The organism is Breznakia pachnodae (assembly GCF_030814225.1).
GTDB classification, from domain to species: domain Bacteria; phylum Bacillota_I; class Bacilli_A; order Erysipelotrichales; family Erysipelotrichaceae; genus Breznakia; species Breznakia pachnodae.
In genome coordinates, this window is the sequence record NZ_JAUSUR010000003.1 from 284,764 (window position 1) to 307,448 (window position 22,685).

The 22,685-nt window shown below is 34.6% G+C and carries 20 protein-coding genes; 19 read left to right on the forward strand and 1 reads right to left on the reverse strand.

Going from position 1 to position 22,685, the window contains the following annotated elements; genetic code table 11:
• The first annotated feature begins 79 nt into the window (after nucleotides 1–79).
• From J2S15_RS09810 to J2S15_RS09850, 9 genes are all read left to right on the forward strand, one after another.
• Nucleotides 80–1,585, forward strand: coding sequence for an NAD(P)H-hydrate dehydratase (locus J2S15_RS09810; RefSeq protein ID WP_307407796.1), 1,506 nt, complete (start codon nucleotides 80–82; stop codon nucleotides 1,583–1,585).
• The gene (locus J2S15_RS09815) at nucleotides 1,582–2,496 is read left to right on the forward strand and encodes a hypothetical protein (RefSeq protein WP_307407798.1); all 915 of its coding nucleotides are present in this window, start codon (nucleotides 1,582–1,584) and stop codon (nucleotides 2,494–2,496) included. Before J2S15_RS09810 ends, J2S15_RS09815 begins: the two co-directional genes overlap by 4 nt.
• Before the next feature lie 70 nt (nucleotides 2,497–2,566).
• Complete coding sequence (locus tag J2S15_RS09820) at nucleotides 2,567–4,642, forward strand: Ig-like domain-containing protein (protein ID WP_307407800.1); 2,076 nt, start codon at nucleotides 2,567–2,569, stop codon at nucleotides 4,640–4,642.
• A gap of 133 nt (nucleotides 4,643–4,775) precedes the next feature.
• Nucleotides 4,776–5,612, forward strand: coding sequence for a DUF368 domain-containing protein (locus J2S15_RS09825; RefSeq protein ID WP_307407802.1), 837 nt, complete (start codon nucleotides 4,776–4,778; stop codon nucleotides 5,610–5,612).
• A gap of 239 nt (nucleotides 5,613–5,851) precedes the next feature.
• Nucleotides 5,852–9,358 (forward strand): pyruvate:ferredoxin (flavodoxin) oxidoreductase, encoded by a 3,507-nt coding sequence (gene nifJ, locus J2S15_RS09830; protein WP_307407804.1) that lies wholly within the window; start codon nucleotides 5,852–5,854, stop codon nucleotides 9,356–9,358.
• A 65-nt stretch (nucleotides 9,359–9,423) separates the two neighbouring features.
• The gene (locus J2S15_RS09835) at nucleotides 9,424–9,792 is read left to right on the forward strand and encodes an ACT domain-containing protein (RefSeq protein ID WP_307407806.1); all 369 of its coding nucleotides are present in this window, start codon (nucleotides 9,424–9,426) and stop codon (nucleotides 9,790–9,792) included.
• Nucleotides 9,793–9,948: 156 nt separating this feature from the next.
• Entirely contained in the window at nucleotides 9,949–11,292 is a 1,344-nt protein-coding gene (locus tag J2S15_RS09840; RefSeq protein WP_307407809.1) for a hypothetical protein, read from the forward strand.
• Between the two features lie 218 nt (nucleotides 11,293–11,510).
• Nucleotides 11,511–12,380: an AraC family transcriptional regulator gene (locus J2S15_RS09845; RefSeq protein WP_307407811.1), complete on the forward strand. Its 870-nt coding sequence runs from the start codon at nucleotides 11,511–11,513 to the stop codon at nucleotides 12,378–12,380.
• Nucleotides 12,381–12,391: 11 nt separating this feature from the next.
• A complete protein-coding gene (locus J2S15_RS09850) occupies nucleotides 12,392–12,946 on the forward strand; it encodes a nitroreductase family protein (RefSeq protein WP_307407813.1) in 555 nt (184 codons plus the stop codon).
• Nucleotides 12,947–12,985: 39 nt separating this feature from the next.
• Here the strand turns inward: J2S15_RS09850 and J2S15_RS09855 are convergent, their stop codons facing one another.
• A complete protein-coding gene (locus J2S15_RS09855) occupies nucleotides 12,986–13,288 on the reverse strand; it encodes a DUF1905 domain-containing protein (RefSeq protein ID WP_307407814.1) in 303 nt (100 codons plus the stop codon).
• 150 nt (nucleotides 13,289–13,438) lie between these two features.
• Here J2S15_RS09855 and J2S15_RS09860 point away from each other — a divergent pair, with 150 nt between their 5' ends.
• The 10 genes from J2S15_RS09860 to J2S15_RS09905 all read left to right on the forward strand — a co-directional run bounded on the left by J2S15_RS09860 (nucleotide 13,439) and on the right by J2S15_RS09905 (nucleotide 22,674).
• Nucleotides 13,439–14,110 carry a DUF5680 domain-containing protein gene (locus tag J2S15_RS09860; RefSeq protein ID WP_307407815.1) on the forward strand — a complete coding sequence of 224 codons (672 nt, stop codon included), beginning with the start codon at nucleotides 13,439–13,441 and terminating at the stop codon, nucleotides 14,108–14,110.
• Nucleotides 14,111–14,251: 141 nt separating this feature from the next.
• A complete protein-coding gene (locus tag J2S15_RS09865; RefSeq protein ID WP_307407816.1) occupies nucleotides 14,252–15,043 on the forward strand; it encodes an HAD family hydrolase in 792 nt (263 codons plus the stop codon).
• 10 nt (nucleotides 15,044–15,053) lie between these two features.
• On the forward strand, nucleotides 15,054–15,455 hold the full coding sequence (gene fosX, locus J2S15_RS09870) for a FosX/FosE/FosI family fosfomycin resistance hydrolase (protein WP_307407818.1): 402 nt from the start codon (nucleotides 15,054–15,056) through the stop codon (nucleotides 15,453–15,455).
• 63 nt (nucleotides 15,456–15,518) lie between these two features.
• The gene (locus J2S15_RS09875; RefSeq protein WP_307407820.1) at nucleotides 15,519–16,271 is read left to right on the forward strand and encodes a DeoR/GlpR family DNA-binding transcription regulator; all 753 of its coding nucleotides are present in this window, start codon (nucleotides 15,519–15,521) and stop codon (nucleotides 16,269–16,271) included.
• Nucleotides 16,272–16,367: 96 nt separating this feature from the next.
• The gene (deoC, locus tag J2S15_RS09880) at nucleotides 16,368–17,108 is read left to right on the forward strand and encodes a deoxyribose-phosphate aldolase (protein WP_307407823.1); all 741 of its coding nucleotides are present in this window, start codon (nucleotides 16,368–16,370) and stop codon (nucleotides 17,106–17,108) included.
• 97 nt (nucleotides 17,109–17,205) lie between these two features.
• Entirely contained in the window at nucleotides 17,206–19,623 is a 2,418-nt protein-coding gene (locus J2S15_RS09885; protein WP_307407825.1) for a glycyl radical protein, read from the forward strand.
• A 135-nt stretch (nucleotides 19,624–19,758) separates the two neighbouring features.
• Nucleotides 19,759–20,523, forward strand: coding sequence for a DeoR/GlpR family DNA-binding transcription regulator (locus J2S15_RS09890; RefSeq protein WP_307407827.1), 765 nt, complete (start codon nucleotides 19,759–19,761; stop codon nucleotides 20,521–20,523).
• Between the two features lie 2 nt (nucleotides 20,524–20,525).
• Nucleotides 20,526–21,152: a 3-hexulose-6-phosphate synthase gene (gene hxlA, locus J2S15_RS09895; protein ID WP_307407829.1), complete on the forward strand. Its 627-nt coding sequence runs from the start codon at nucleotides 20,526–20,528 to the stop codon at nucleotides 21,150–21,152.
• A gap of 10 nt (nucleotides 21,153–21,162) precedes the next feature.
• On the forward strand, nucleotides 21,163–21,723 hold the full coding sequence (gene hxlB, locus J2S15_RS09900) for a 6-phospho-3-hexuloisomerase (RefSeq protein ID WP_307407831.1): 561 nt from the start codon (nucleotides 21,163–21,165) through the stop codon (nucleotides 21,721–21,723).
• A gap of 3 nt (nucleotides 21,724–21,726) precedes the next feature.
• On the forward strand, nucleotides 21,727–22,674 hold the full coding sequence (locus tag J2S15_RS09905) for a class I mannose-6-phosphate isomerase (RefSeq protein ID WP_307407833.1): 948 nt from the start codon (nucleotides 21,727–21,729) through the stop codon (nucleotides 22,672–22,674).
• The last annotated feature ends 11 nt before the right edge of the window (nucleotides 22,675–22,685 follow it).

Genomic DNA, 22,685 nt, shown 5'->3' on the forward strand with positions numbered 1-22,685 from the left:
ATTTGATTATTATTTCTAGAGTTTTGTTTCTATTATGATGATTTTCAGTTTAGAGAAATTTGTGTATAATTAGAATATCATGAAACTATTAAGTGGAAAGCAGATGGCTAGTGTAGATAAACGAGCAATTGAGGAATATGATATTCCAAGTCTTCAATTGATGGAACAAGCTGGCACACAATTATACTATGCGATAAAAGATATGGTATCAAAGGATGACCGTATTTTAATCGTGTGTGGAAGTGGAAATAATGGTGGTGATGGTTATGTACTGGCACGATTATTTTATGGAGAAGGCTATCAGGTAGAACTGTTAGCATTAGAAACGAAAGATCTTAGCGAAGATTGCAGAGTTAATTTGGATTTTTGTGCAGATCTTCATTTAGACTTTGCGAGTGAGATTGGAAATCACAATGTAATTGTAGATGCAATCTTTGGTACTGGTTTAAGTAGAAATATAGAAGGCAAATACAAAGACATTATTGAGAAAATTAATACAAGCGATGCGAAAGTGATTAGTGTCGATATTCCTAGTGGGATTAATTCTAGTGATGGTAAGGTGTTGGGGGTTGCTGTTAAGGCAGATATCACGTTGACTCTACAGACTGCAAAAATAGGATTGTATTTATATCCGGGAAGAGTCTATAGTGGAAAGATTTCTGTGCTTGATATCGGAATTCCGCCAATTTTAATTGATGAGGTAAATAGTAATATTTATTTGTCTGATAAGGCAATGATGAAAGGCTTACTTCCAAAAAGAAGTATTCATTCCAATAAAGGAACTTATGGTAAAATTCTTTGTGTTGGTGGAAGTACAAAGATGAGTGGAGCCATTTCAATGGCGGCAATCGCAGCTCTTCGCAGTGGGTGTGGTTTACTGACATGTGCAATTCCTGAAAGTATACGTTCTATCGTTGCAACCAATGTTCTGGAGAGTATGTATCTTCCACTACCTGAAAAAGACGGACAGATTACCAAAGAAGCAACAACTGTTTTAAAAGAGCAGTTGGATAATTATAGTTGTGTGCTGATTGGTTGTGGGATTGGAAGAAGTGAAGATATTGTAGATGTCTTACAGGTGATATTAGACAGTGATGTTCCTTTGTTAATTGATGCAGATGGATTGTATGCTTTAAAGGATTTATTACCACACTATAAACATCGTGAGCATTTAATTATTACTCCACACATGAAGGAGTTCTCTCGGCTGATCAATATTGATGTTGATAAGATTGTTGATGATCCAATTAAACATGGATTACAGTTTACTGCAGAATATCCTAACATAACATTAGTATTAAAAAGTGAAACGTCGTTTGTGATGCAAGGCGATAGAGTTTATATTAATACCTATGGAAACAATGGACTGGCAAAGGGTGGCAGTGGTGATGTGCTTGCTGGAATCATTAGTGGTTTGAATGCACAAAAACAAAATGAGTTAGAGTCTGCGATTCTGGGAATGTTTCTTCATGCATATAGTGCAGATTTATTATTAGAAGAGCAAACCGTATATAGTATTTTACCTAGTGACCTTTTCAAGAAAATAGATGTTATAATAAAAGGGTTAGAAGGTGATACGTTATGATACATGTGATTGAAAAATTACCATATCTGGAAAAAACAGTGCGTGGAAATCTAAATGAAGATAAAGAATTTTTTAGTGAATTTGTAACTTATCGCTTAAACAATACTGCTATTTCATTAAGCAGATATTTAGAAAAGATGAGATTAGAGTTTCAAACATATGGAGTGGTTGGTAATCAGACATATGAGTATACCAATGATATTAAAAACTTCTTTCCAATTCAGATGAATATTCAAAATGAAATGCGAATTCAACTGATGGTTGAAGAAGAAAAGCATTATGAATATACTGAAGAAATTCCTATTTTGGAGAAATGGGAAGAGCGATTATTTTCAAGTATTGTATGTGATCGAATTCATAATGATGATATCAGTGTTGTAATCGAAGATGAATATCATAATAATTCCAGAAGTGTATATGAACTTCATAGTGAGATAAAAGCAAAATCTAGCCTGATGATTGGGTGTGTGCATCCAAAGTATTTGAAAGCATATCCTAAACAATTCTTTAGTGTGCTAGTGATTGACTATGCGAATATTGTGAATAGTTTCCATATGAAACAGCATAAATCGTTATTTGAAATTGGTAACTTTGTAAGAGAAGAACTATCATCACTTGCACGAATCGTTGTATTGAATGTTTCTAGCCATCAATTGGTGGTAAGCTTAAATGGAAAACTATATGCGGCAACGTATATGGTAAAAGATCCGATCCATGGACATTATTTGGATGCCATACTTGCAGGAATTATAAAGTGTTACAGTGAAGATGGAGATATTTATGTCTTATTGAATGAAGCATTATCAAGGAGTGTTGGTGCATCATTATCAAGTGGTTTATATGTTCCAACAGATAAAATATTAATGGATATTAAAACGAAGATTAAGATTCTTTCTCTGGAAGATTCATAATCTTCGTTTTTCATGTCAACCTTTTCGCTTAAATAGGTGTCTAATTAGTGTAAACCTTTGGAGGGGTAGTATGAAAAAAAGAATACAAATCGTTATAATAACATTTATAACACTTTTAAGTGTGTCGGGTTTTTACTATAAAGATACGATACAAGCAGATGAAATGATGCAGTGGGATACAATGATTCAAAAATTAGAATTGTTGGAAACATATGCAGAAGAATATTGTGAAGCAAACAACAAACCACTTACCAATGTGGATGGGTTAGTCACAAACTATATTCGTTCAACAAGGTATACTGGTTGGACATGGACTGCTTTAGCTGGTGGTGTTGACACTGAGTTTGCTACGTATGTAAATAATCAGTCTGCAATTGATAATGTACAGGTATCAGATTTAAAGGCAATTAATGATATCACAACACCTAGTGGAGAAGTAATTGATTATACACATATGTTTGCGACAATGGCAACAATTCAAAAAGGTGGAAACATTAATGGAGATGTAGGAGGCTGGGGTGGTGATTACTCCACTTTAGCGAAAGATGTAATGAATGCGACATCAAATTCTACAGATTATGATATTTTATATAGTAAAGCAAGTGAGTTATTTCGAGGAAGCAGTAGTTTTGGTGAAGCTGACTGGATTTCGGATTTGGATGCATATTTGATTATGCAACAAAGAAGTAGTGGAGAATCTTTTGCAACGATTATGGATAACTATTATCAGGCTGTAACGGAAACATCACGCATATCTGCATTTGCTCAAAGTAGAATAGGACTAGATAGGGATTCAACAATAGAAGATTTCCGCACAATTGTGTATACTCTTTTAGATAATCCATCTAATGGATATTTGCAAATTTTGCATAGTACAAATGGTATTGCTACTAATGCAACATTAAAAAAAGCAACTTCTGATGCAATAGCTGATTATATGTATAGCGTAATTGGAGTTAGTGAAATAGAAACTACATCAAGTGTAGAGGTTGGTTATCAGGATGTAATTGCACTATCTTATACAATCAAACCGTTAACTGCTGCTGATACAACTGTATCGTTTGTATCAAATGATTTAAGTGTTGCTACTGTAGATGCAAGTGGTAACGTGTATGGAATATCTGCAGGGCAAACTACAATTACTATTACAGCAGCAAATGGGATTACAAGAACCGTCACTGTAGATGTAATTCCTAAATATACAGTTACATTTGATTATGGAACATTAGGTCATGATGGAAATGAGCAAACTACAGTTTCAACAGTTTACTTAGAAGGTGATGTATTTGTAGGTCCACAAACACCTATGTTAAATGATGATTCCTATGAATTTGATTATTGGTTAGATATAAATAGCAATCAGAAAGTTAATGGATTTCCTCTAACTGTAGATGAAGATAGTTCTTATCAGGCTGTATATAGGAAACGAGAAGTAAAGACTTATACAGTAAAACATTACATGGAACAAGAAGATGGGAGCTATAAACTGGAGGAAGCCGAAAGTAAATCTGGTTATGTAGATAGCAGCGTTAATGCAGATGGAAATAGTTATGCTGGATATACAGTAGATTATGACAACACTGATACACAAAGAACAGGTGTGCTAGAATCATCTAGTGAGTTAACATTAGCGTTATACTATAAAGCAAATACTGATACAAAGTATGTGAGTAAATATTATCTGCAACAGGAAGATGGAACTTACAAACTAGTTGATGAGATTACAAGTGCAGGAACAACTGGACACACAGTATCTGCAAGTTTTGAATCTTATGAAGATTATGTCTTGGACTTATTTCATAGTGATACGATTGTCAGTGGGAAAATTAATGGTGATGAAAGTCTGGTATTGAAGTTGTATTATAAAATGAATAAGCCAATTGTAGATATACCTAAACCACCAGTAGATAAGGAAAAGCCAATAGATAATAGCGATGATAAGACAACCGATAATGTTGTGGATAAATCAACAGATTCAACCACAGCACAGGTGGGAAAAGATGCGGAATCAAAACCTAGTACATCTCCTGCTTTAGTGGCACCGGGAACAGGTGATTACACAGATAGTAGTATGTATTATGGAATGTTTATTTTATCAGGAAGTATCCTTTGTCTTAATTTGTTTAGAAGAAAAGTAAAACAATAAAGTAAAAATGTCGAGATTTATCTATATCATAAGTCTTGGCATTTTATTAAAAATTCTTAATAAATCTAAAAAAGAATGGGTTTTCAGGTGAAATATGATATTATATACCATAGGTAATTATGGAGGAATACATATGTTAAAGACATTTATTGGGGGAATTGCTGTAGGTCTTGCCAACATCATACCTGGTGTTAGTGGTGGAACAATGATGGTAGTTCTTGGAATGTTTAATAAGGTAATGAACAGTATTGATGGTCTGTTCAGTAGACATAATAAAAACAGATTAGAAGATTTTAAATTTCTATTTGTATTAGGAATTGGAGCGGTACTTGGATTAGTAGTATTCGCAAAAGTACTGGAAATCTGTTTTGCGAACTATCCAACACAAACGATGTTCTGCTTTGTTGGGATGGTAGCATTCTCAATTCCATCATTAGTAAAAACAGAAATGAAAGATGATCGTTTTAGTCCAATTCCATTTGCGGTTGGATGTGCTATTATTTTTGGATTAATGTTTTTAGCTCCAGAAAATAAAGAATTAGTATTAACGACATTTCCTGATATTGATCCTGTTTATTTGATCACAATGGTATTTCTTGGATTGATTGCAGGTGGTGCAATGTTTATGCCAGGAGTTAGTGGTTCGATGATTCTTCTGATTATTGGGAAGTACTATTTATTTAAAAGTTTATTGGCAAATGTGACAAGTTTTCAAATGGATATTATTCTTCCGCTTGGATTTATGGCAGTTGGAATTATCTTGGGAATTATCTTGTGTGGTAAATTATTGAAGTTCTTACTTGCGAATTACCATGGAATGACTATTAACTTTATACTAGGATTAGTTGTAGCGAGTAGTATTGTTTTAATTCCAATTAGTGCCAACTATGATGTGTTTACAATTGTTACTTCTGCACTTGCATTATTGCTTGGTGGAGTCATTGTATTACTGTTAGAAAAATTAGCGTAATTTCATAAGTTTCTCTAAGATTTATTCATAATTTTAGAGAAACTTTTTTGTATAGAAAAGTAGTGAAAAAACATGATGAAAAAGTTGACAGATTTGTTATAATGTAGAAGGTTCAGTAAAATGAAAAAAAACTGGCAAATAATTGTGCTAAAAGGCGCAATTTACCTAGAAATCGCTTTCAATTGGAGGCAAATAGGTCTATAATTAAAATGTTAGAGACATAAAGGAGGACATTTTTAATGGCAAAGAAATTCATGTCTATGGACGGTAACACCGCAGCGGCATATAGTGCGTATGCTTTGACTGAAGTGTCAGGGATTTACCCTATTACACCATCTTCACCAATGGCAGAAGTTACCGATACATGGTCAACGCAGGGGAGAGAGAACGTTTTTGGTCAACTTGTTAAAGTAAGCGAGTTGCAATCAGAAGCGGGAGCTGCAGGTGCAGTTCACGGTGCGTTACAGGGAGGAACTTTAGCAGCTACTTATACAGCATCTCAAGGGTTGTTATTGATGATTCCAAATATTTATAAAATGTCAGGAGAATTATTACCTGGTGTTATTCACGTTGCTGCTCGTGCATTAGCGAGTAGAGCGCTAAACATCTTCGGGGATCACCAAGATGTTTATGCTTGTCGTCAGACAGGTGCTTGTATGCTTGCTTCACATTCAGTGCAGGAAGCAATGGATTTGGGTGGAATTGCGCATTTATCTGCAATTAAAGGCAGTGTGCCATTCATACATTTCTTTGATGGATTTAGAACTTCTCACGAAATTCAAAAAATCGAAGCAATGGATTATGACTTCTTAAAATCACAATTAGATATGGAAGCATTGGAACGTTTTAGAGCAAACGCATTGAACCCTCACACCAACCCAGTAACTCGTGGTGGTGCTGAAAACGATGATATCTTCTTCCAAGGAAAAGAAGCTCAAAATGAACATTATGCTAAAATTCCAGATATCGTAAATGACTACATGGTTGCTTTATCAGAACATACTGGTAGAAACTATGCACCATTTACTTACTATGGAGACCCAGAAGCAGAAAACATTATTGTTGCTATGGGATCTGTAACAGAAACAATTCAAGAAACAATTGATGCAATGAGCGCAAACGGAGAAAAAGTTGGTCTTATTAAAGTTCACTTATACCGTCCATTCTCAACGAAATACTTATTAAATGTATTACCAGCATCAGTTAAGAAAATTGCTGTTCTTGATCGTACAAAAGAAATGGGATCAAGAGAACCATTATACTTAGATGTACTTTCAGTATTGAAAGATAAAGACATCAAAATTATTGGTGGACGTTATGGTTTGGGTTCTAAGGATACTACTGCTCAACAAATTAAAGCAGTATATGATGAGCTAGCTAAAGATGCACCAAAAGAAGAATTTACAATTGGTATTGAAGATGATGTTACTAACTTATCTTTAACACCAGATGAAAGCTTCAAAGTAACAAGTGATTACACTTCTTGTTTATTCTGGGGTCTTGGATCTGATGGTACAGTATCAGCAAATAAAAATGCAATTAAGATTATTGGTGATAACACTGACTTATATTCACAAGCATACTTTGCTTATGACTCTAAAAAAGCTGGTGGGGTAACTCGTTCTCACTTGCGTTTTGGTAAGTCACCAATTCGTTCAACATATTACATTAACCAAGCGGACTTCATTTCTTGTTCACTTGATGCTTATATGTTTAAATATGATTTATTGAAATCATTGAAAGATGGAGGAACATTCCTTCTTAATACGACTTTCTCTAAGGATGAAATCGTAAAACAAATGCCAAACCGTATCAAGGCGATTTTGGCAAAACGTAATGCAAAATTCTATGTTATTGATGCAACTGATATTGCAACTAAAATTGGAATGGGACGTAGAACAAACACGATTCTACAATCTGCATTCTTTGCATTAAACGAACAAATCATGCCTTATGATCAAGCAGTTGGATTGATGAAAGAAGCTGCTAAGAAATCATATGGTAAAAAAGGTGATGAAGTAGTTGAAATGAACTACAAAGCAATCGATGAAGGTAAAGCAGGACTTGTGGAAGTTACTGTTGATCCAGCATGGGCTGACCTTAAATATGATGAATTAGGAAGAACTACTGGTGATGAATACTTCGACAAACATGTGGAACCAATCAATACTCAAATGGGTAATGAAATGCCAGTATCAGCTTTCACAAAATATAACTTGTTAGATGGATCAATGAGAAACAATGTAGCGTTCAAAGAAAAACGTGAAATTGCTACTGAAGTTCCTACTTGGCATCCAGAAAACTGTATCCAATGTGGATTCTGTTCATTTGTATGTCCTCATGCAACTGTACGTCAGTTCATGTTAACGGATGAAGAAATTAAAAATGCACCACAAGAATTCGAAACAATTCCAGCAATGGGTAAAGGTTGTGAAGAATTCAAATACCGTATTCAAATTTCACCAGACAACTGTGTTGGTTGTGGACTTTGTGCAGTAGAATGTCCAGGTAAAGCTGGTAAGAAAGCTCTAGAAATGGTAGAAATTCACGAAATGATCGAAGAAGCTCCATTGGCTGATTACCTATACAAAGAAACGGAACCTAAATTAGGTTACCATACAGCAAATGTTGTAAAAGAATCTCAATTCATGACTCCTTACTTTGAAGTAAGTGGTGCATGTCCAGGATGTGGGGAAACTCCATACTACCGTTTAATTTCTCAATTATTTGGTAAAGATATGATGGTTGCTAATGCAACTGGATGTTCTTCAATCTATTGTGGATCCACTCCATCTACTCCATTTATCGCTGATAAAAACGGAGAAGGGGTTGCTTGGGCAAACTCATTATTTGAAGATAATGCTGAATATGGTTATGGTATGGCATTAGCACAAACATTCAAAGAAGGTACAATCTTAGACATTATGGAACAAAACCTTGATGCTGTAGAACCTGAATTGAAAGAAGCATTTGAAGCTTACATCGCTGCTGATGGTGATCGTAATGCTCAAAGAGCAATTAAAGATAACCTAGTTTCACTAGTTAAGGCTTCAAAAGTTGAAGCAGTTAAACCAATTCTTGAATACGAACGTGACTTAGTTGGTAAGTCTGTATGGATCGTTGGTGGAGATGGATGGGCATATGACATCGGTTACGGTGGACTTGACCACGTTCTTGCAAACGACTTAAATGTAAACATTATGGTATTAGATACTGAGGTTTACTCTAACACAGGTGGACAATCATCTAAGGCTTCTCAAGCTGCTAGTATTGCAAAATTCGCTGCTGGTGGTAAGGCTACATCTAAGAAAGATCTTGGACAAATTGCTATGGCTTATGGTCATGTATATGTTGCAAGTATCGCAATGGGTGCTAACCGTATTCAAACAATTAAAGCATTTAATGAAGCAGAAAGTTACAACGGACCATCACTTGTAATCGCTTATGCTCCATGTATTGAACATGGTATTAAAGGTGGATTATCGAATCACCAAAAAACGCAAAAAGCGGCAGTTGAGTGTGGATACTGGACATTGTATCGTTATGACCCACGTAATGAGGAAAAACCTCTTACAATCGATTCTAAGGCGCCAGACTTCGATAAATTCCAAGACTTTATCTTAAACGAAACTCGTTACTCTCAATTAGTTAAGATTAAGGGAGAAACAGCTTACGAAAGTTTTGCGAAAACGAAGAAAGATGCTGAAAGACGTTACAGTCGTTTAGTTAAATTATCTGAATTCTAGAAATAAACAGTTAATAGCAGAATCATTGATTCTGCTATTTTCTATATTAAGAGAGGAGTGAGAACATGGAATTAAAGGTATTGGAAAATAAGTTTAGTGTTTACAAACTGAATTCACTGAATAATCTATCATTAGATAGTGAGTTTGTGTTTTTATCTAAGACAGATGATGAGTTGTCACTAGTTTGTGATGAGAATATCGTCATTGATAACCACAGTGAAAAGGAAGATGGATGGTCATGTTTCAAGATAGTTGGGGTTTTAGATTTCTCACTAATTGGAATACTGTCAAAGATATCAACAATTTTGGCAGATCATAAGATTGGAATTTTTGTAGTATCTACTTATAACACAGACTATATTCTAGTGAAAACAGAGAACTTGGATGATGCAATAAAGGCATTAGAAGAGAAAAAGTATGTAATTACTTATTAATATCAAATACAATATTTATTGTGAAGAAAATAAGGACTAAGTCTATCATTGATAGCCTAGTCCTTTTGTTGTTTTATCTGAAAAGTGAAAACCAAAATATGTAGTGTCGCGTCTAACAGTAGTGCTTAGAAGATCACAATAGATAAGGAGAGAACAATGAAAATGAGAAAACTTTATAAGCGTTTTATTGGTGTATTTGTTGTAATGGTAAGCTTTGTATCAGTTTTAACTTTGCCCTCAGTAATGTTAGAAGCTGATGCAGCTAGCTATAGTGTATTAACTTCAAGCGTTGATTTAAAAGGTTATGATGCAACGATTACAACACAAAGCAATGGTACAAATGTTCTTACAACAAAAAAGGGAACATACTTGTTGGATGAGAGTGCAGTAATTTATAGTTCAAAGAATCAATTGATTTATTTGAACAATACAACACCAGTTAATATTGATTCGATTTATGCAAAGAAGAATTTGGAGTTTAGAGGGAATGGTACTTTAAATGCAAATACTGCGGGTCAATATGGAATTAATGTTGGTGGTCACTTAAAAGCGTTTAAGTATACAAAGTCTGGTGTAGGGGTAGTGAATGCTACGGGGACTACAGCAGGGTTCTATGTTTATAATGAAATCCAAATGGAAGGTGGAGAAATAAACGGTTATGGGACAAACTATGGTATCTGGTGTTATAACGATATCAAACCATATTATTCATCAATCATTAGGGGTTATGCATCTGGTGCAGACAGTACAGGTATCTGGGCATATAGAGATATTTATGCTTGGAAAGGTGCAACTGTATATGGAGAAGGTGGAAGTTGTGGGGCAAGAACACAGATAGCTCACATCCAAGCGGAAGATAATGGAAGTTCAATTACTGGAGTATCAAGAAACATCAACAGTGGTGTATCAGCTTTACAGGCAGATAAACAAATGTTAAGAGCTTATGATAATGCAGTGGTTAAAGAAATATATTTAAACTCAGGTTTAGTAGTAACTGATGATGTAGCTGTAGATGTAGTAAATACATATTCTACAGTAAAGAGAAATTTAAGTAACATGGGTAATTACTCATGGTATTCTGAACCAGAAGGAGTTTACTACAACGGAACTGGATTAATCGGGGATGCTAATAAAGCAGGATTCAAGGATGGAAACATCGTTGGAACGCGTACAAATGATGCATGTTCAAAAGGTAAAGAAGCAACTCAATTGAAGAAGGGCGGAACTCACCAGGTAGTATTCTCTAATTCAGCAACTTACTATACAGAAGATATTATTATTTATCACTGGTTAGCGGATACTGATGGAGAACCAATTGAAGTATTCTATGAAGAAGTAATTACTTTGGAAGTGGGAACATTAATCGTTGTAGATGATTACCAATACCCATTTGGTAATACAACAGAGTTTGAATATTTTGGAGCTGATCGCCCTGATTTCGTATTAGAAAAATCAGAAGATCCAATCGTAATTAACTACTATTACGATGCTGAAATATAGAGTTATAAGTTAGATATAATAAGGATTTGTATATCATTCTAAGCATGCAGATAAAGGTTATAGAAATATAATAAATTAGGTAATGAAAAGCAACTTGTTGATTGAAATGAGTTGCTTTTCATATGTTATAATGGAGTAAAATTGACATAACTGAATACAATTATATCAAGTATGTTATATCTGATTTCGATATGATTAAGATAGAGAGGAGTATCGTTATGAACTGGATGAATCAAATGAATGCAGTAATTGATTATATAGAAGAAAATCTTCGAGGTGAAATTGATATGAAAGAAGTAGAACGAATTGCACAATGTTCGATTCATAATTATCAGAGAATGTTTTCTTATATAGCTAACCAATCATTAGCTACATATATTCGTAATCGCAGACTGACACTTGCTGCATACGATATCATGAGTGGTAATGATTCTATTTTAGATGTAGCAATGCGGTATGGATATTCATCAAATGAAGCATTCAGTAGAGCATTCCAGAAGTTTCATGGTGTGTTGCCATCACAAATAAGAAAAAGGCGAGTACAATTGACATCCATACCTAAGATCTCCTTTCAGTTAATCACGAAAGGAGATGTAGAGATGAAGTATTCAATTGAAGACTGGCCTGCTTTTGAGGCAGCTGGATTCAAAGAAGAATTAAGAGCAGAAGATGCTTTCAAAGTAATACCAAAGATGTGGGATGATTCTTTAGTCGATGGAAGATTTCAACGTCTTATGGATATCTGTATGCAGGCTGATATGCGCCCTTCTGGAGTACTGGGAATCACAGAAGGTGATGTTGCCAGTGTAGAAGGTGATTTGAATTATTATTTGTCCGTTACAACGTATGTGGATGTAGAGGAATGTGTAAGATGTGAAGTTCCTGAAGATATTGAGAAAATAACAATACCAGCAGCTAAATGGGTTATTATCAATGCTGATGGACCACTTCCTCAATCTGTACAAAATGTATATAAAACATTCTATGCACAATGGTTACCAAGTAGTGGTTATAAGATGGCAGACTTACCAGTAATCGAGTGTTATATGCAAAATGAACATCAGGAAGTATGGATTGCGATTGAATAAGGAGGTATGTAATGGAGTTTGAAACAGTAGTAAAAAATAGAAGAAGTATTCGTAAATATCAGGACAAGAAAGTTGAATCTGAGAAAATAGAAAAACTGATTGAAAGTGCAAGGCTATGTCAATCAGCGAAAAATCGTCAGCCTTGGCAGCTGATGATATTGCAGGATGAAGAAAAAGATCAAGTAGCACAGATTATGCTGGATCTATTTGAAACAAATGTCTATGAATTACCAGGATACATGAATAGTTCAAAATACTCGGCATGGACAATAAAAAGTGCACCTCTCTTAATTTTAGTTTTTAGAGAGAAAGATGAGATATGGGATCTTGGTGATTATGTTTCAATTGGTGCTGCAATCGAACATATTTGTTTGGAGGCAGTGAATTTAGATTTGGGTTCAGTATGGATTCGTGATACTGCATATACAGAAAAAGAAATATGTACGTATGCAGGTTATCCTGATTTGGAACTGGTCTCTGCAGTTGCGATAGGATATCCAGATGAAGATCCAAAAGCAAGACCTCGTAAAGCAATTGATGAAATTGTAATTAAAAAGAAGAGTTAATTTGTCTAATATACTAAAAAAGTCCAAACGGACTTTTTTCTATAACTTCAAATTAATATTAACTTTTACTTCTTTACCTAATTCCACTTTTTCTTTTTTCCGAATTGCTGCTTTCAGTGGAAGCAGATAGGTATCTTTTTTTGTATCAAACCAGATAGCTGTGTTCCATTCACTCTTACCAACTTTAATGGTTGCCTTTAGTCGCCCCCAACCTTCTTCCTGCATTTTGAAGTTTTCTCTAATTTCTATGGATAGTTCTTTTGGAAGTGCTACAAAGGTCCAACCAGTCATTCCCGGAGTTGATGAATAATGATAAGGTTTTGCGCTAAATTCATATTTCATGTTGTGTCCCTCTTAATCTTGGTTTCTTTCATAAACAAATTATACTACATTTTATTGCAATGCAACCATAGGTATCAAAAAAGCAACTGATGATTGATGTTCATTAAAGATTGTAGATGATATACTAAGTTTATAGATGGAGGAGTCATTATGAATTTTTCTCAAAAACTTCAATTACTTAGAAAAAGCAGAGGAATCACTCAGGAAGAACTATCAGATAAATTATTAGTATCAAGACAGGCGGTCGCAAAATGGGAAAGTGGGCAGACATATCCAGATATTGATAATTTAATTCATATTAGTGATATCTTTAAAGTGTCAGTTGATTACCTGGTAAAAGATAATGATTGTGAGGTATCAATTACTGATTCGACTATTACATCAAAAGAGGTATTAACTGAATTCTTATTGAAAGCAAAACATCATACATATGCTGCAAAGCAAGGAAAATGTGAATCTTCAAGACCAAATTCATATGATTATAAGTATGAAGAAAATGACTATTTATATATTGACACTTATCTTGGTAGTGAATACTTCACAGGAGAAGAAGCAGTGTGGATAAAAGAAGTACCAGTGTATTCCATGAATTATGTTGGAAGAGTTTTGGATGATCGATTCAGTGGTGATTTTCTAAAAGAAGCACTGTTGAGAGGTGATAAAAGTAATCCATATCGTGGTCCAAAGTTTTATCAGCAAGGTTCTTACACTTATAGTTGTGAAGTGAATGGAGATATGGATTGGTATCAGGGATATGAAGAAATATATTATGAAAATGATAAGATATATGAATGTTATTTTCATGGGGGAATGGTACGATAACATAAGGTTGTTTCAGTAAGTTGAAACAACTTTTTTTGTTTTATTAGTGGCAGTGTTTCTTTATTTGGTATAGAATATAGGGGCGTATTGAAGTAAAGAGGTTTAGTGTTAAATAGACATGTTAGGAAAAGGAGAAACTACATGATTAAATTAGTATTTATGGATATGGATGGGACCTTATTAAAAGATAATAAAGAAATGCCAAAAAATACCAAACAGGTATTAAAGGCAATTATGGATAAAGGAGTTGTCTGTGGTATTGCAACAGGAAGATCACTTGCATCTCTGTATCGTGACTTTGATGGGATTGCAAAAGAATTGGCTTATATTGCAGAGAATGGAACAATTGCAGTATATGAAGATAAATATTTGTATGCTCAAGAAATGTCGAAAGAATATGTTCATAAGATTTTGCATATTGTAGATAAAATAGATAATGTATTGCCAATTGCTGCTTGTGTGAATCATACATATTCTCTAACTTGTGATGAAAAGATAAAAGAATATCTAAGACAGTATTATCCTACAATTGAAACTGTAGATAGTTTATATGATGTGAAAGATGAAATTGTCAAATTGACACTTTATAATTCTGATAATAATGCAGAAGGAAGAGTCGCTTTATTTGATAATTTAAAAGACGATATTAATATAAGTATTTCCGGTGTTGAATGGATTGACTTCTCCAGCAAGGGTGCAAATAAAGGAAGAGGAATCAAAGCGTTTCAGGAAAAGTTTAATATTAGCAAAGAAGAAACAATGGCATTTGGAGATTACATGAATGATTATGAAATGTTACAAAGTGTGGGTGAGTCTTATGCAATGGGAAATGCTTATCCAAAAATTAAAGAAATTAGTAAGCATGTAATTGGCACAAATGAAGAGGAAGCAGTAATTCAAACATTAATGAAAGAATTTGATGTAAAACTATAGGAGTTACAATATGATCAAAGGTATTAGTCACATTACATTTATTGTGAAAGATTTAGATAAGATGAAGTTATTTCTAGAAACAATATTTGATGCAAAAGAAGTGTACTCCAGTGATGGAAAAGAGTATTCACTTTCAAAAGAGAAATTCTTCCTGATTGGAGATATTTGGATTGCAACAATGGAAGGTGACTCTTTAAAAGAGAAGACTTATAATCATATTGCTTTTCGGGTAGACGATAATGAGTTTTCAGATTATGCAGATAGAATCAGACAACTGGGAGTTGAAATAAAACCAGAACGGAGCCGAGTAGAGGGAGAAGGTCAATCTATATATTTCTATGATTATGACAAGCATCTATTTGAAATTCATAGTGGTACACTAACACAGCGATTACAGCGATATAATCAATAAGAAGCAAGTTATTACTTGTTTTTTTGTGGTATACTATTTTTATAATATAAGAGAGGTTTATCTATGTTAGCAAGCGAGAGATTTATATATATATTAGATCAGTTGGAACAAAGTGGAGTAATAACTTTAAAGGCAATCTGTCAGCAGCTGAATGCATCGGAATCAACAATACGTAGAGATTTCGAAGAACTGGAGAAACAGAATAAATTAAAACGGGTACATGGTGGTGCTACAAAAGTCAGTTTGGGAACACTGACGGATGATAAAGAATTAACAATGCAGCAGAAGAGTGGAATTAATATTGATGCGAAGAAGAAGATTTGTCGATATAGTGCTTCACTGGTGCAGGATGGCGATTGTATCTTTATTGATGGTGGAACAACTTTAATGTTCTTAACCGATTATCTGGAAGGTAAACGAGTAAAGATTGTTACGCATAATAATTTTGTGAAGATCAAAGAAGGAAGTACACTGGAACTGATTCGCGTTGGTGGTAATTATATGCCAAGATATAATATGAATATTGGTTCGATTGCTTTACAGACAGTAGAGATGTTTAATTTTGATTATGCATTTATTGGTTGTGCAGGAGTTGATGTTGTAGAAGGCATTGCTTATACAGCTGAAATGGGAAGTGCTCAAATCAAAAGTGCTGCAATGAAACAATCATTAAAGAAATATCTATTGATTGATTCAGCGAAAATGGATACCAGAGGGTTTTATAAGTTCAGCACTATTAAGGAATTTGATGGTGTTGTTATGGATGCATTTGGGGCAAAATATAAAAAACCAGCAAACCTAATAATTGCTGAATAAGATAGAATTTGAATGTTAATGAAAGATTTTGAACGTTTTTCATTGACATTTTTTATTTCCTTCTCTATACTGTAATTAGAAAGAGGAGGTAACAGTATGAAGCCTACAAAAAAAGCGAGTGAGATGAGTGCTAAGGAATTGGCACGTTATATTGACCAATCAGTATTGAAACCAGAGTTTACACAAGAAGAAATTAAGAAGTATATTCAAGAAGGAATTGATTATGGATGTATTACCGTTTGTGTAAATCCATCATCAGTTGATATGGCAGCAAAGATGTGTAAGGGAACAGATACAAAAGTATGTCCAGTCTGTGACTTTCCTTTTGGAACAAGCACTACAGAGTCGAAAGTTGCACAAGCTGAATTGATTCTTAGTAACTATGCAGATGATATTTTAGAGTTAGATATTGTTGCTAATTATGGATGGATCCGCAGTGGTATGTGGGATGAAGTAACGGCAGATATTAAGGCAGTTGCTGATGTTTGCCATAAATATAATGTAGAGTTAAAGGTTATTTTTGAAACTGATGCACTAACAATGGATGAAGTGAGAAAATCATGTGAGTGTGCTGTAGCAGCAGGAGCTGACTTCGTAAAAACAAGTACTGGTTTCTTAACTGGTATCGAAGCACATGGTGCTAGTTATGAAGTAATTCAAGTGATGATGGATGCAGTAGATGGTAAAGCAAAAGTCAAAGGTAGTGGATGTATTCGCACAAGAGAACATTTCTTAAAACTGATTGATATGGGTATCGATCGTATGGGAATTGGATATAAGTCTACTCCAGTTGTTTTAAATGTCGATGGAGCGAAAGAGACGAAAGATAGTTATTAGGAAAGTGCATATGCACTTTTTTAAAACATATAATTTGAATTATAGGGTTTATCATTGTAGAATGAAGTTGAAAGATATTGGAGGTTTTTAGAAGCCTATGAAAGAAATGCTAGAGTACAAAATAATGAGCAACTGCATTGATGTGGAAAGAATCCGCCGATTGCAGCAAAAAATGGAAAAACGTCAGGCATCAATCTGTTCACAACGGGCTCTTTTATATACAGAGAGTTTTAAGCAGACAGAGGGTGAACCATACATTTTAAGAAAAGCGAAAGCATTTGCTTATACATTAGATCATATGAGTATTTATATTGAAGAAGATAGTCTTATCTTTGGAAATCAGGCTTCAAGAAATTTTGCAGCTCCAATCTTTCCTGAGTACTCAATTGATTGGGTAATTGATGAATTGGATGAGTTTGCATTACGTGAAGGTGATGTGTTTCAAATCGATCTAAAAACAAAGGAAGAATTAAAAAGTATTCATAATTATTGGCATGGCAATACACATGAAGATGAAGTGAAAAAGAATTTACCAGAAGTTAATTTATTGGCAGAAAAACAAGGTGTATTGCATCGTGGTGGTATCTCCATGAGTGGGGATGGACATATTGTCCCTAAACATGAAAAAGTACTGGAAGTTGGATTTCTGGGCTTAATTGAAGAAGCACGTATGCAGTTATCAAAAACGGATGACCAGGATAAAATAGACTTTTATAATGCAGTTATTATTTCTTTGAAGGCATCACTTCGTTGGGTTAAGCGTTATGGAAGACTGGCTGCTGATATGGCACATGATTGCAAGGATGTAAAACGCCGAAAAGAACTATTTGAAATTGCCAGAATGTGTGTTCATTTGCTGGAACGAAAAGCATTGAGTTTTTATGAAGCAGTAGAGTCTGTATATCTAGTTCATATCTTACAGATGATTGAAAGCAATGGACACTCTTTCTGTTATGGTCGTTTTGACCAATATATTGAACCATTCTATGAAGCAGACTTAAAAAATAAAATAATTAATGAAGATAAAGCATTAGAAATTATTACGCATATGTTTATTATGAATAGTAGTTTGAATAAAGTAAGGCCATATGGGCATACTCGTTTCTCACAGGGATATCCACTATATTCCAATCTGATGATTGGAGGATATCGTAAAGATGAAAGTGATGGAACCAATGATTTATCTTACTTATGCATTGAAGCGATGAACTTATGTTCACTTGCTGAACCAAACTTTTCAATGCGTTATAATAAAGAGACACCAGAAGCACTGCTACGACTTGCATCAAAGTTAATTCGTACTGGTTGTGGAATGCCAAGTATGTTTAATGATGATATTATTGTGAAGGCAAAAGAAGATTTAGGAATACCAAAAGAAGATGCACTGGATTATGTAGCGATTGGTTGTGTGGAGACAGGAATACCAGGAAAGTATGGACATCGTGCAACTGGTATGACGTATGTAAACTGGGGGAAATTAGTAGAGATACTTCTAAATAATGGTTATGATCCTTTATCAGGAATTCGCTTAACTACAATAAATAATAATGAAGAAACAAAAGAATCAGACTTTCATTCTTATGAAGATGTATGGCAAGGGTGGAAGAAGCTATTGAAATATTATACTGATTTAGCTGTCGACTGTGACCATATTTGTGATTACTCTTTAGCGAAGTATGATGCCGATCCATTTGCATCAAGCTTAATCGATAATTGTCTAGAAAAAGGAAAAATATTGAAATTGGGTGGAGCACAATATGATATTATTTCTCAATCTAATATTGGACCAAGTGTAGTTGGTAACTCATTTGCAGTACTGAAAAAATTGGTATTCGAAGAGAAAAAGCTGACCCTTGAAGAACTAAAAAAAGCAATGGAAGATAATTGGCAGTCACTAGAATCTAAGAAGATTCATCAGATGGTGAAAAAGGTTGAAAAGTTTGGAAATGATGAAGATTACGTAGATGAAATCGTAGTGGATATATTCAATTCTTATCTCGAATTATTACCAGATTATAAGACAACAGCCTATGGCAAAGGTCCACAAATTAGTAAGTATACAATGTCAACATCAAACATTACATCCTATGTTCCCAATGGCTTAGATGTAGGAGCAACTCCAGATGGCAGAATGGCAAAAAGCCCTTTGAATGAGGGGTGTTCACCTACTGAAGGAACGGATGTAAATGGACCAACTGCAGTAATTAATTCAGTATCAAAATTACCAAATGGACAGGTAGCTGCAGGACAACTTTTAAATATGCGTTTTTCACCAGAAGCACTTGAAGGTGATAATTTAGATACCTTTGTATCATTTTTGAAAGTTTGCTGTAAGAAGGGAATTTATCATAATCAATTTAATGTCGTCGATTCAGACGTCTTAAGACAAGCACAAAAGGAACCTGAAAATTATACGGATTTAATTGTTCGGGTTGCTGGATATTGTGCGCAATTTGTATCATTAATGAGTGATACACAGGATGCAATCATCCACCGCAGTGAGAATCGTTTTTAAAAACAAGATAAAAAGTTGGGAATTCAAAACAATAATTTGAAAAAGCCAACTTTTTACGCTTTTATTTCATAAAAAAGATACACTTCTATTGTGTTATCCCAACAAATAGTTATGATTAGGGTGAGAGGATACATTATGTCACAAAAAACAAAAAAACGTCGAGATGAAATATCAAAAATTGTCATCAGTGAAGGAAAAGTAAAAGTTAAAGATTTGGCTCATCAGTTTCAAGTGTCGAGTGAGACAATCCGAAAAGATCTGCATTTTTTAGATCGCATGGGAGTCATTAGTAAATCCCATGGAGGAGCGACTGTAATTAATGATTATTTTCAGTTGCCTTTGGATGTGAAACTACAAGAGAACTTGGAAGCTAAGAAGCATATTGCCAGAGCTACACTTGACTTAATTGAAGATGGTTCAATGATTTATTTAGATGCTGGAAGTACTTCTATTCAGGTCGCAAAGTTGCTTCGTGTAAAGCGAAACTTAACGGTTGTGACGAACTCAATTCAAGTAGCCAACATTGTTTCTGACAGTGAACACAATGTAATTGTCTGTGGAGGACTATTACAGAAACGAGGAAAAGCACTCATTGGTGGATATGCAGTAGACGTACTGAAAACAATTCACATTGATGTAGCGATTACTGGTAGTGATGGTTTTAAGAATATGGATGGATTTACAACATTTTCTTTGGAAGAAATTGCTGTGAGAAGACAGGTTCATAAGAGTAGTGATGTGAATGTCATTGTTTGTGATGCATCGAAGTTTGATAAAACATCAACCTACATTTATGGGAAGTTTTCTGAGTATGACTATTTTGTGACTGATGAACAGGATCCGATCAGATTAAAACAAGTAAGTGGAGTTAGAAAAATTATAAGCGTAAGGAGTGTATGATTATGAAATTACAGATTGCCTTAGATACATTAACAATTAATGAGTGTGTCGAGTTATTGGATGAAGTAAAAGATTATGTAGATATAGTAGAGGTTGGTACACCGTTTTTATTGGAAGAAGGAAATAAGCCAGTGCGTGTATTTAAAGAACGTTATCCTCAACTGGATATATTAGCAGATACAAAGATTATGGATGCTGGAGAGTTAGAGGCAACAGGAGCATTTAAAGCAGGGGCAGATATTGTAACAGTATTAGGTGTTACCAATGATGAAACGATTATTGGAGCATTAAAAGCTGCTAAAACCTATGGTGGTAAAGTAATGATTGATATGGTCTGTGTCAAAGACTTAGCCAAGCGAGTACAGGAAGTAGATGCAATGGGCGTAGATTATATTTGTTGTCATACTGCATTTGATGTACAAGGTAGTACAAAGAGTCCTTTGGGTGATCTGATTATTATTAATGCAAATGTAACAAATGCAAAATCAGCTATTGCTGGTGGAGTAAAATTAGATTCTTTGGATCCAATTGTGGAAGCAAATCCTGAAGTAATCATTGTTGGTGGAGCGATATCGAACGCAGATAATCGTGCAACAATGGCTCGTACAATGAAAGAAAGAATGAAGTAGGGGGTAACTTATGAATAATCAAGAATATGGAAAGATGGTAATTGAGGAATTATCACAGACATTGGCAAGTATTCCAACAGCAGATGCTGATAAATTTGTAGCTTTGATTAATGAGGCAGATGAGGTATTCTGTGCTGGAGCTGGAAGAAGTGGGTTCCAAATCAAAGGATTTGCGATGCGCTTAATGCACATGGGTGTTCATAGTTATGTGGTTGGTGAAACAACAACACCAAATATAAAAGAAGGTGGATTGTTGGTAGTCTGCAGTGGTTCTGGAGAGACAAAATCACTAGTGAACCATGCACAAAAGGCCAAAGAAATGGGTGCGAAAGTAGCACTGATTACAACGAATGTTGAATCAACAATTGGTCAACTTGCAGATGTTGTTATTGTGATTAATACAGCTTCACCAAAAGTACAGAAGCAAGATGCAATTATTTCGCATCAGCCAATGGCAAGTCTCTTTGAACAATCCGAAGGTATCTTTATGGATATTGTGATTATGATGTTAATGGATAGCAAGGGAATGGATGCAGATACAATGTATGGCCGACATGCCAATATGGAGTAAACAATGGAAAAGAAAATTGTTAAAGTATTGCCGTATTTCGAACCACGGATGTGGGGAGGAAAACGATTACTGGAGAATTTTAATTATAAGACAGAGGTATATCCTGTAGGTGAAGTCTATAATGTTGTTGCATTAGAAGGACATGCAGATTGTAAAATTGAAGGAACCGATTTGATGTTATCTCAGCTTTATGAACAATATCCTGATTGGTTTGAATGTGATACAGCAGAGTTACCAATTCGCGTGAATTTGCTAGATCCGGAAGCGGATTTATCAATTCAGTTACATCCAGATGATACATTCGCGAAAGCGTACAATGGAGGTCGTGGAAAGCCAGAGGCATGGGTAATCTTAGATGCACCAAAAGACGGATATATCGCCTTTGGGCATACAGCAACTACAAGAGAAGAGTTTGCTCAAAAGGTACATAAAAAAGAATTTGATTCATTAATTAAATACATTGATGTAGTAGTTGATGACTACTTAGATATTCCTTGTGGGACAATCCATGCAATTGGAAATGGTGTATTAACATATAATATTTCACGCAATGCAGATTGCACACTAAGGGTGTATGATTATGATCGTATTGATCCTTCTACGGGTGAGAAACGTCCAATTCAAGTAGAAGAAGTAATAGAGAATGTAAATATTCCAGATCGTTCAAAAGGATTTATTCATTTTCCTGAAGTAGAAGTAAATGGTTGTCTGGTTACTTCGTATTGGGATGAACCTGGATTGTATACATTACAAAGAGTAAGAGTACAAAAAGAAGGAAACTTTGATCATTCACGTTTTGCTTTTTATACGGCAGTAGAAGGAAGTGGAATGATCAACGGAGTGAAGATAGAAAAAGGAGAAACACTACTTGTTCCTGCCGGTTTTGGTACATTGAAAATTGAAGGAACCCTAGATTTGTTTATGGCTAGTTATAGAAATAATATTGATTAGTTTCAGATAGG

What these genes read in the sequence shown, in the direction of transcription:
- fosX (WP_307407818.1), top strand. Translation starts at nt 15,054, where the DNA reads ATGATCAAAGGTATTAGTCACATTACATTTATTGTGAAAGATTTAGAT.
- J2S15_RS09905 (WP_307407833.1), top strand. Translation starts at nt 21,727, where the DNA reads ATGGAAAAGAAAATTGTTAAAGTATTGCCGTATTTCGAACCACGGATG.
- nifJ (WP_307407804.1), top strand. Translation starts at nt 5,852, where the DNA reads ATGGCAAAGAAATTCATGTCTATGGACGGTAACACCGCAGCGGCATAT.
- J2S15_RS09810 (WP_307407796.1), top strand. Translation starts at nt 80, where the DNA reads ATGAAACTATTAAGTGGAAAGCAGATGGCTAGTGTAGATAAACGAGCA.
- hxlA (WP_307407829.1), top strand. Translation starts at nt 20,526, where the DNA reads ATGAAATTACAGATTGCCTTAGATACATTAACAATTAATGAGTGTGTC.
- J2S15_RS09850 (WP_307407813.1), top strand. Translation starts at nt 12,392, where the DNA reads ATGGAGTTTGAAACAGTAGTAAAAAATAGAAGAAGTATTCGTAAATAT.
- J2S15_RS09855 (WP_307407814.1), bottom strand. Translation starts at nt 13,288, where the DNA reads ATGAAATATGAATTTAGCGCAAAACCTTATCATTATTCATCAACTCCG.
- J2S15_RS09825 (WP_307407802.1), top strand. Translation starts at nt 4,776, where the DNA reads ATGTTAAAGACATTTATTGGGGGAATTGCTGTAGGTCTTGCCAACATC.
- deoC (WP_307407823.1), top strand. Translation starts at nt 16,368, where the DNA reads ATGAAGCCTACAAAAAAAGCGAGTGAGATGAGTGCTAAGGAATTGGCA.
- hxlB (WP_307407831.1), top strand. Translation starts at nt 21,163, where the DNA reads ATGAATAATCAAGAATATGGAAAGATGGTAATTGAGGAATTATCACAG.
- J2S15_RS09860 (WP_307407815.1), top strand. Translation starts at nt 13,439, where the DNA reads ATGAATTTTTCTCAAAAACTTCAATTACTTAGAAAAAGCAGAGGAATC.
- J2S15_RS09865 (WP_307407816.1), top strand. Translation starts at nt 14,252, where the DNA reads ATGATTAAATTAGTATTTATGGATATGGATGGGACCTTATTAAAAGAT.
- J2S15_RS09815 (WP_307407798.1), top strand. Translation starts at nt 1,582, where the DNA reads ATGATACATGTGATTGAAAAATTACCATATCTGGAAAAAACAGTGCGT.
- J2S15_RS09840 (WP_307407809.1), top strand. Translation starts at nt 9,949, where the DNA reads ATGAAAATGAGAAAACTTTATAAGCGTTTTATTGGTGTATTTGTTGTA.
- J2S15_RS09875 (WP_307407820.1), top strand. Translation starts at nt 15,519, where the DNA reads ATGTTAGCAAGCGAGAGATTTATATATATATTAGATCAGTTGGAACAA.
- J2S15_RS09890 (WP_307407827.1), top strand. Translation starts at nt 19,759, where the DNA reads ATGTCACAAAAAACAAAAAAACGTCGAGATGAAATATCAAAAATTGTC.
- J2S15_RS09885 (WP_307407825.1), top strand. Translation starts at nt 17,206, where the DNA reads ATGAAAGAAATGCTAGAGTACAAAATAATGAGCAACTGCATTGATGTG.
- J2S15_RS09820 (WP_307407800.1), top strand. Translation starts at nt 2,567, where the DNA reads ATGAAAAAAAGAATACAAATCGTTATAATAACATTTATAACACTTTTA.
- J2S15_RS09835 (WP_307407806.1), top strand. Translation starts at nt 9,424, where the DNA reads ATGGAATTAAAGGTATTGGAAAATAAGTTTAGTGTTTACAAACTGAAT.
- J2S15_RS09845 (WP_307407811.1), top strand. Translation starts at nt 11,511, where the DNA reads ATGAACTGGATGAATCAAATGAATGCAGTAATTGATTATATAGAAGAA.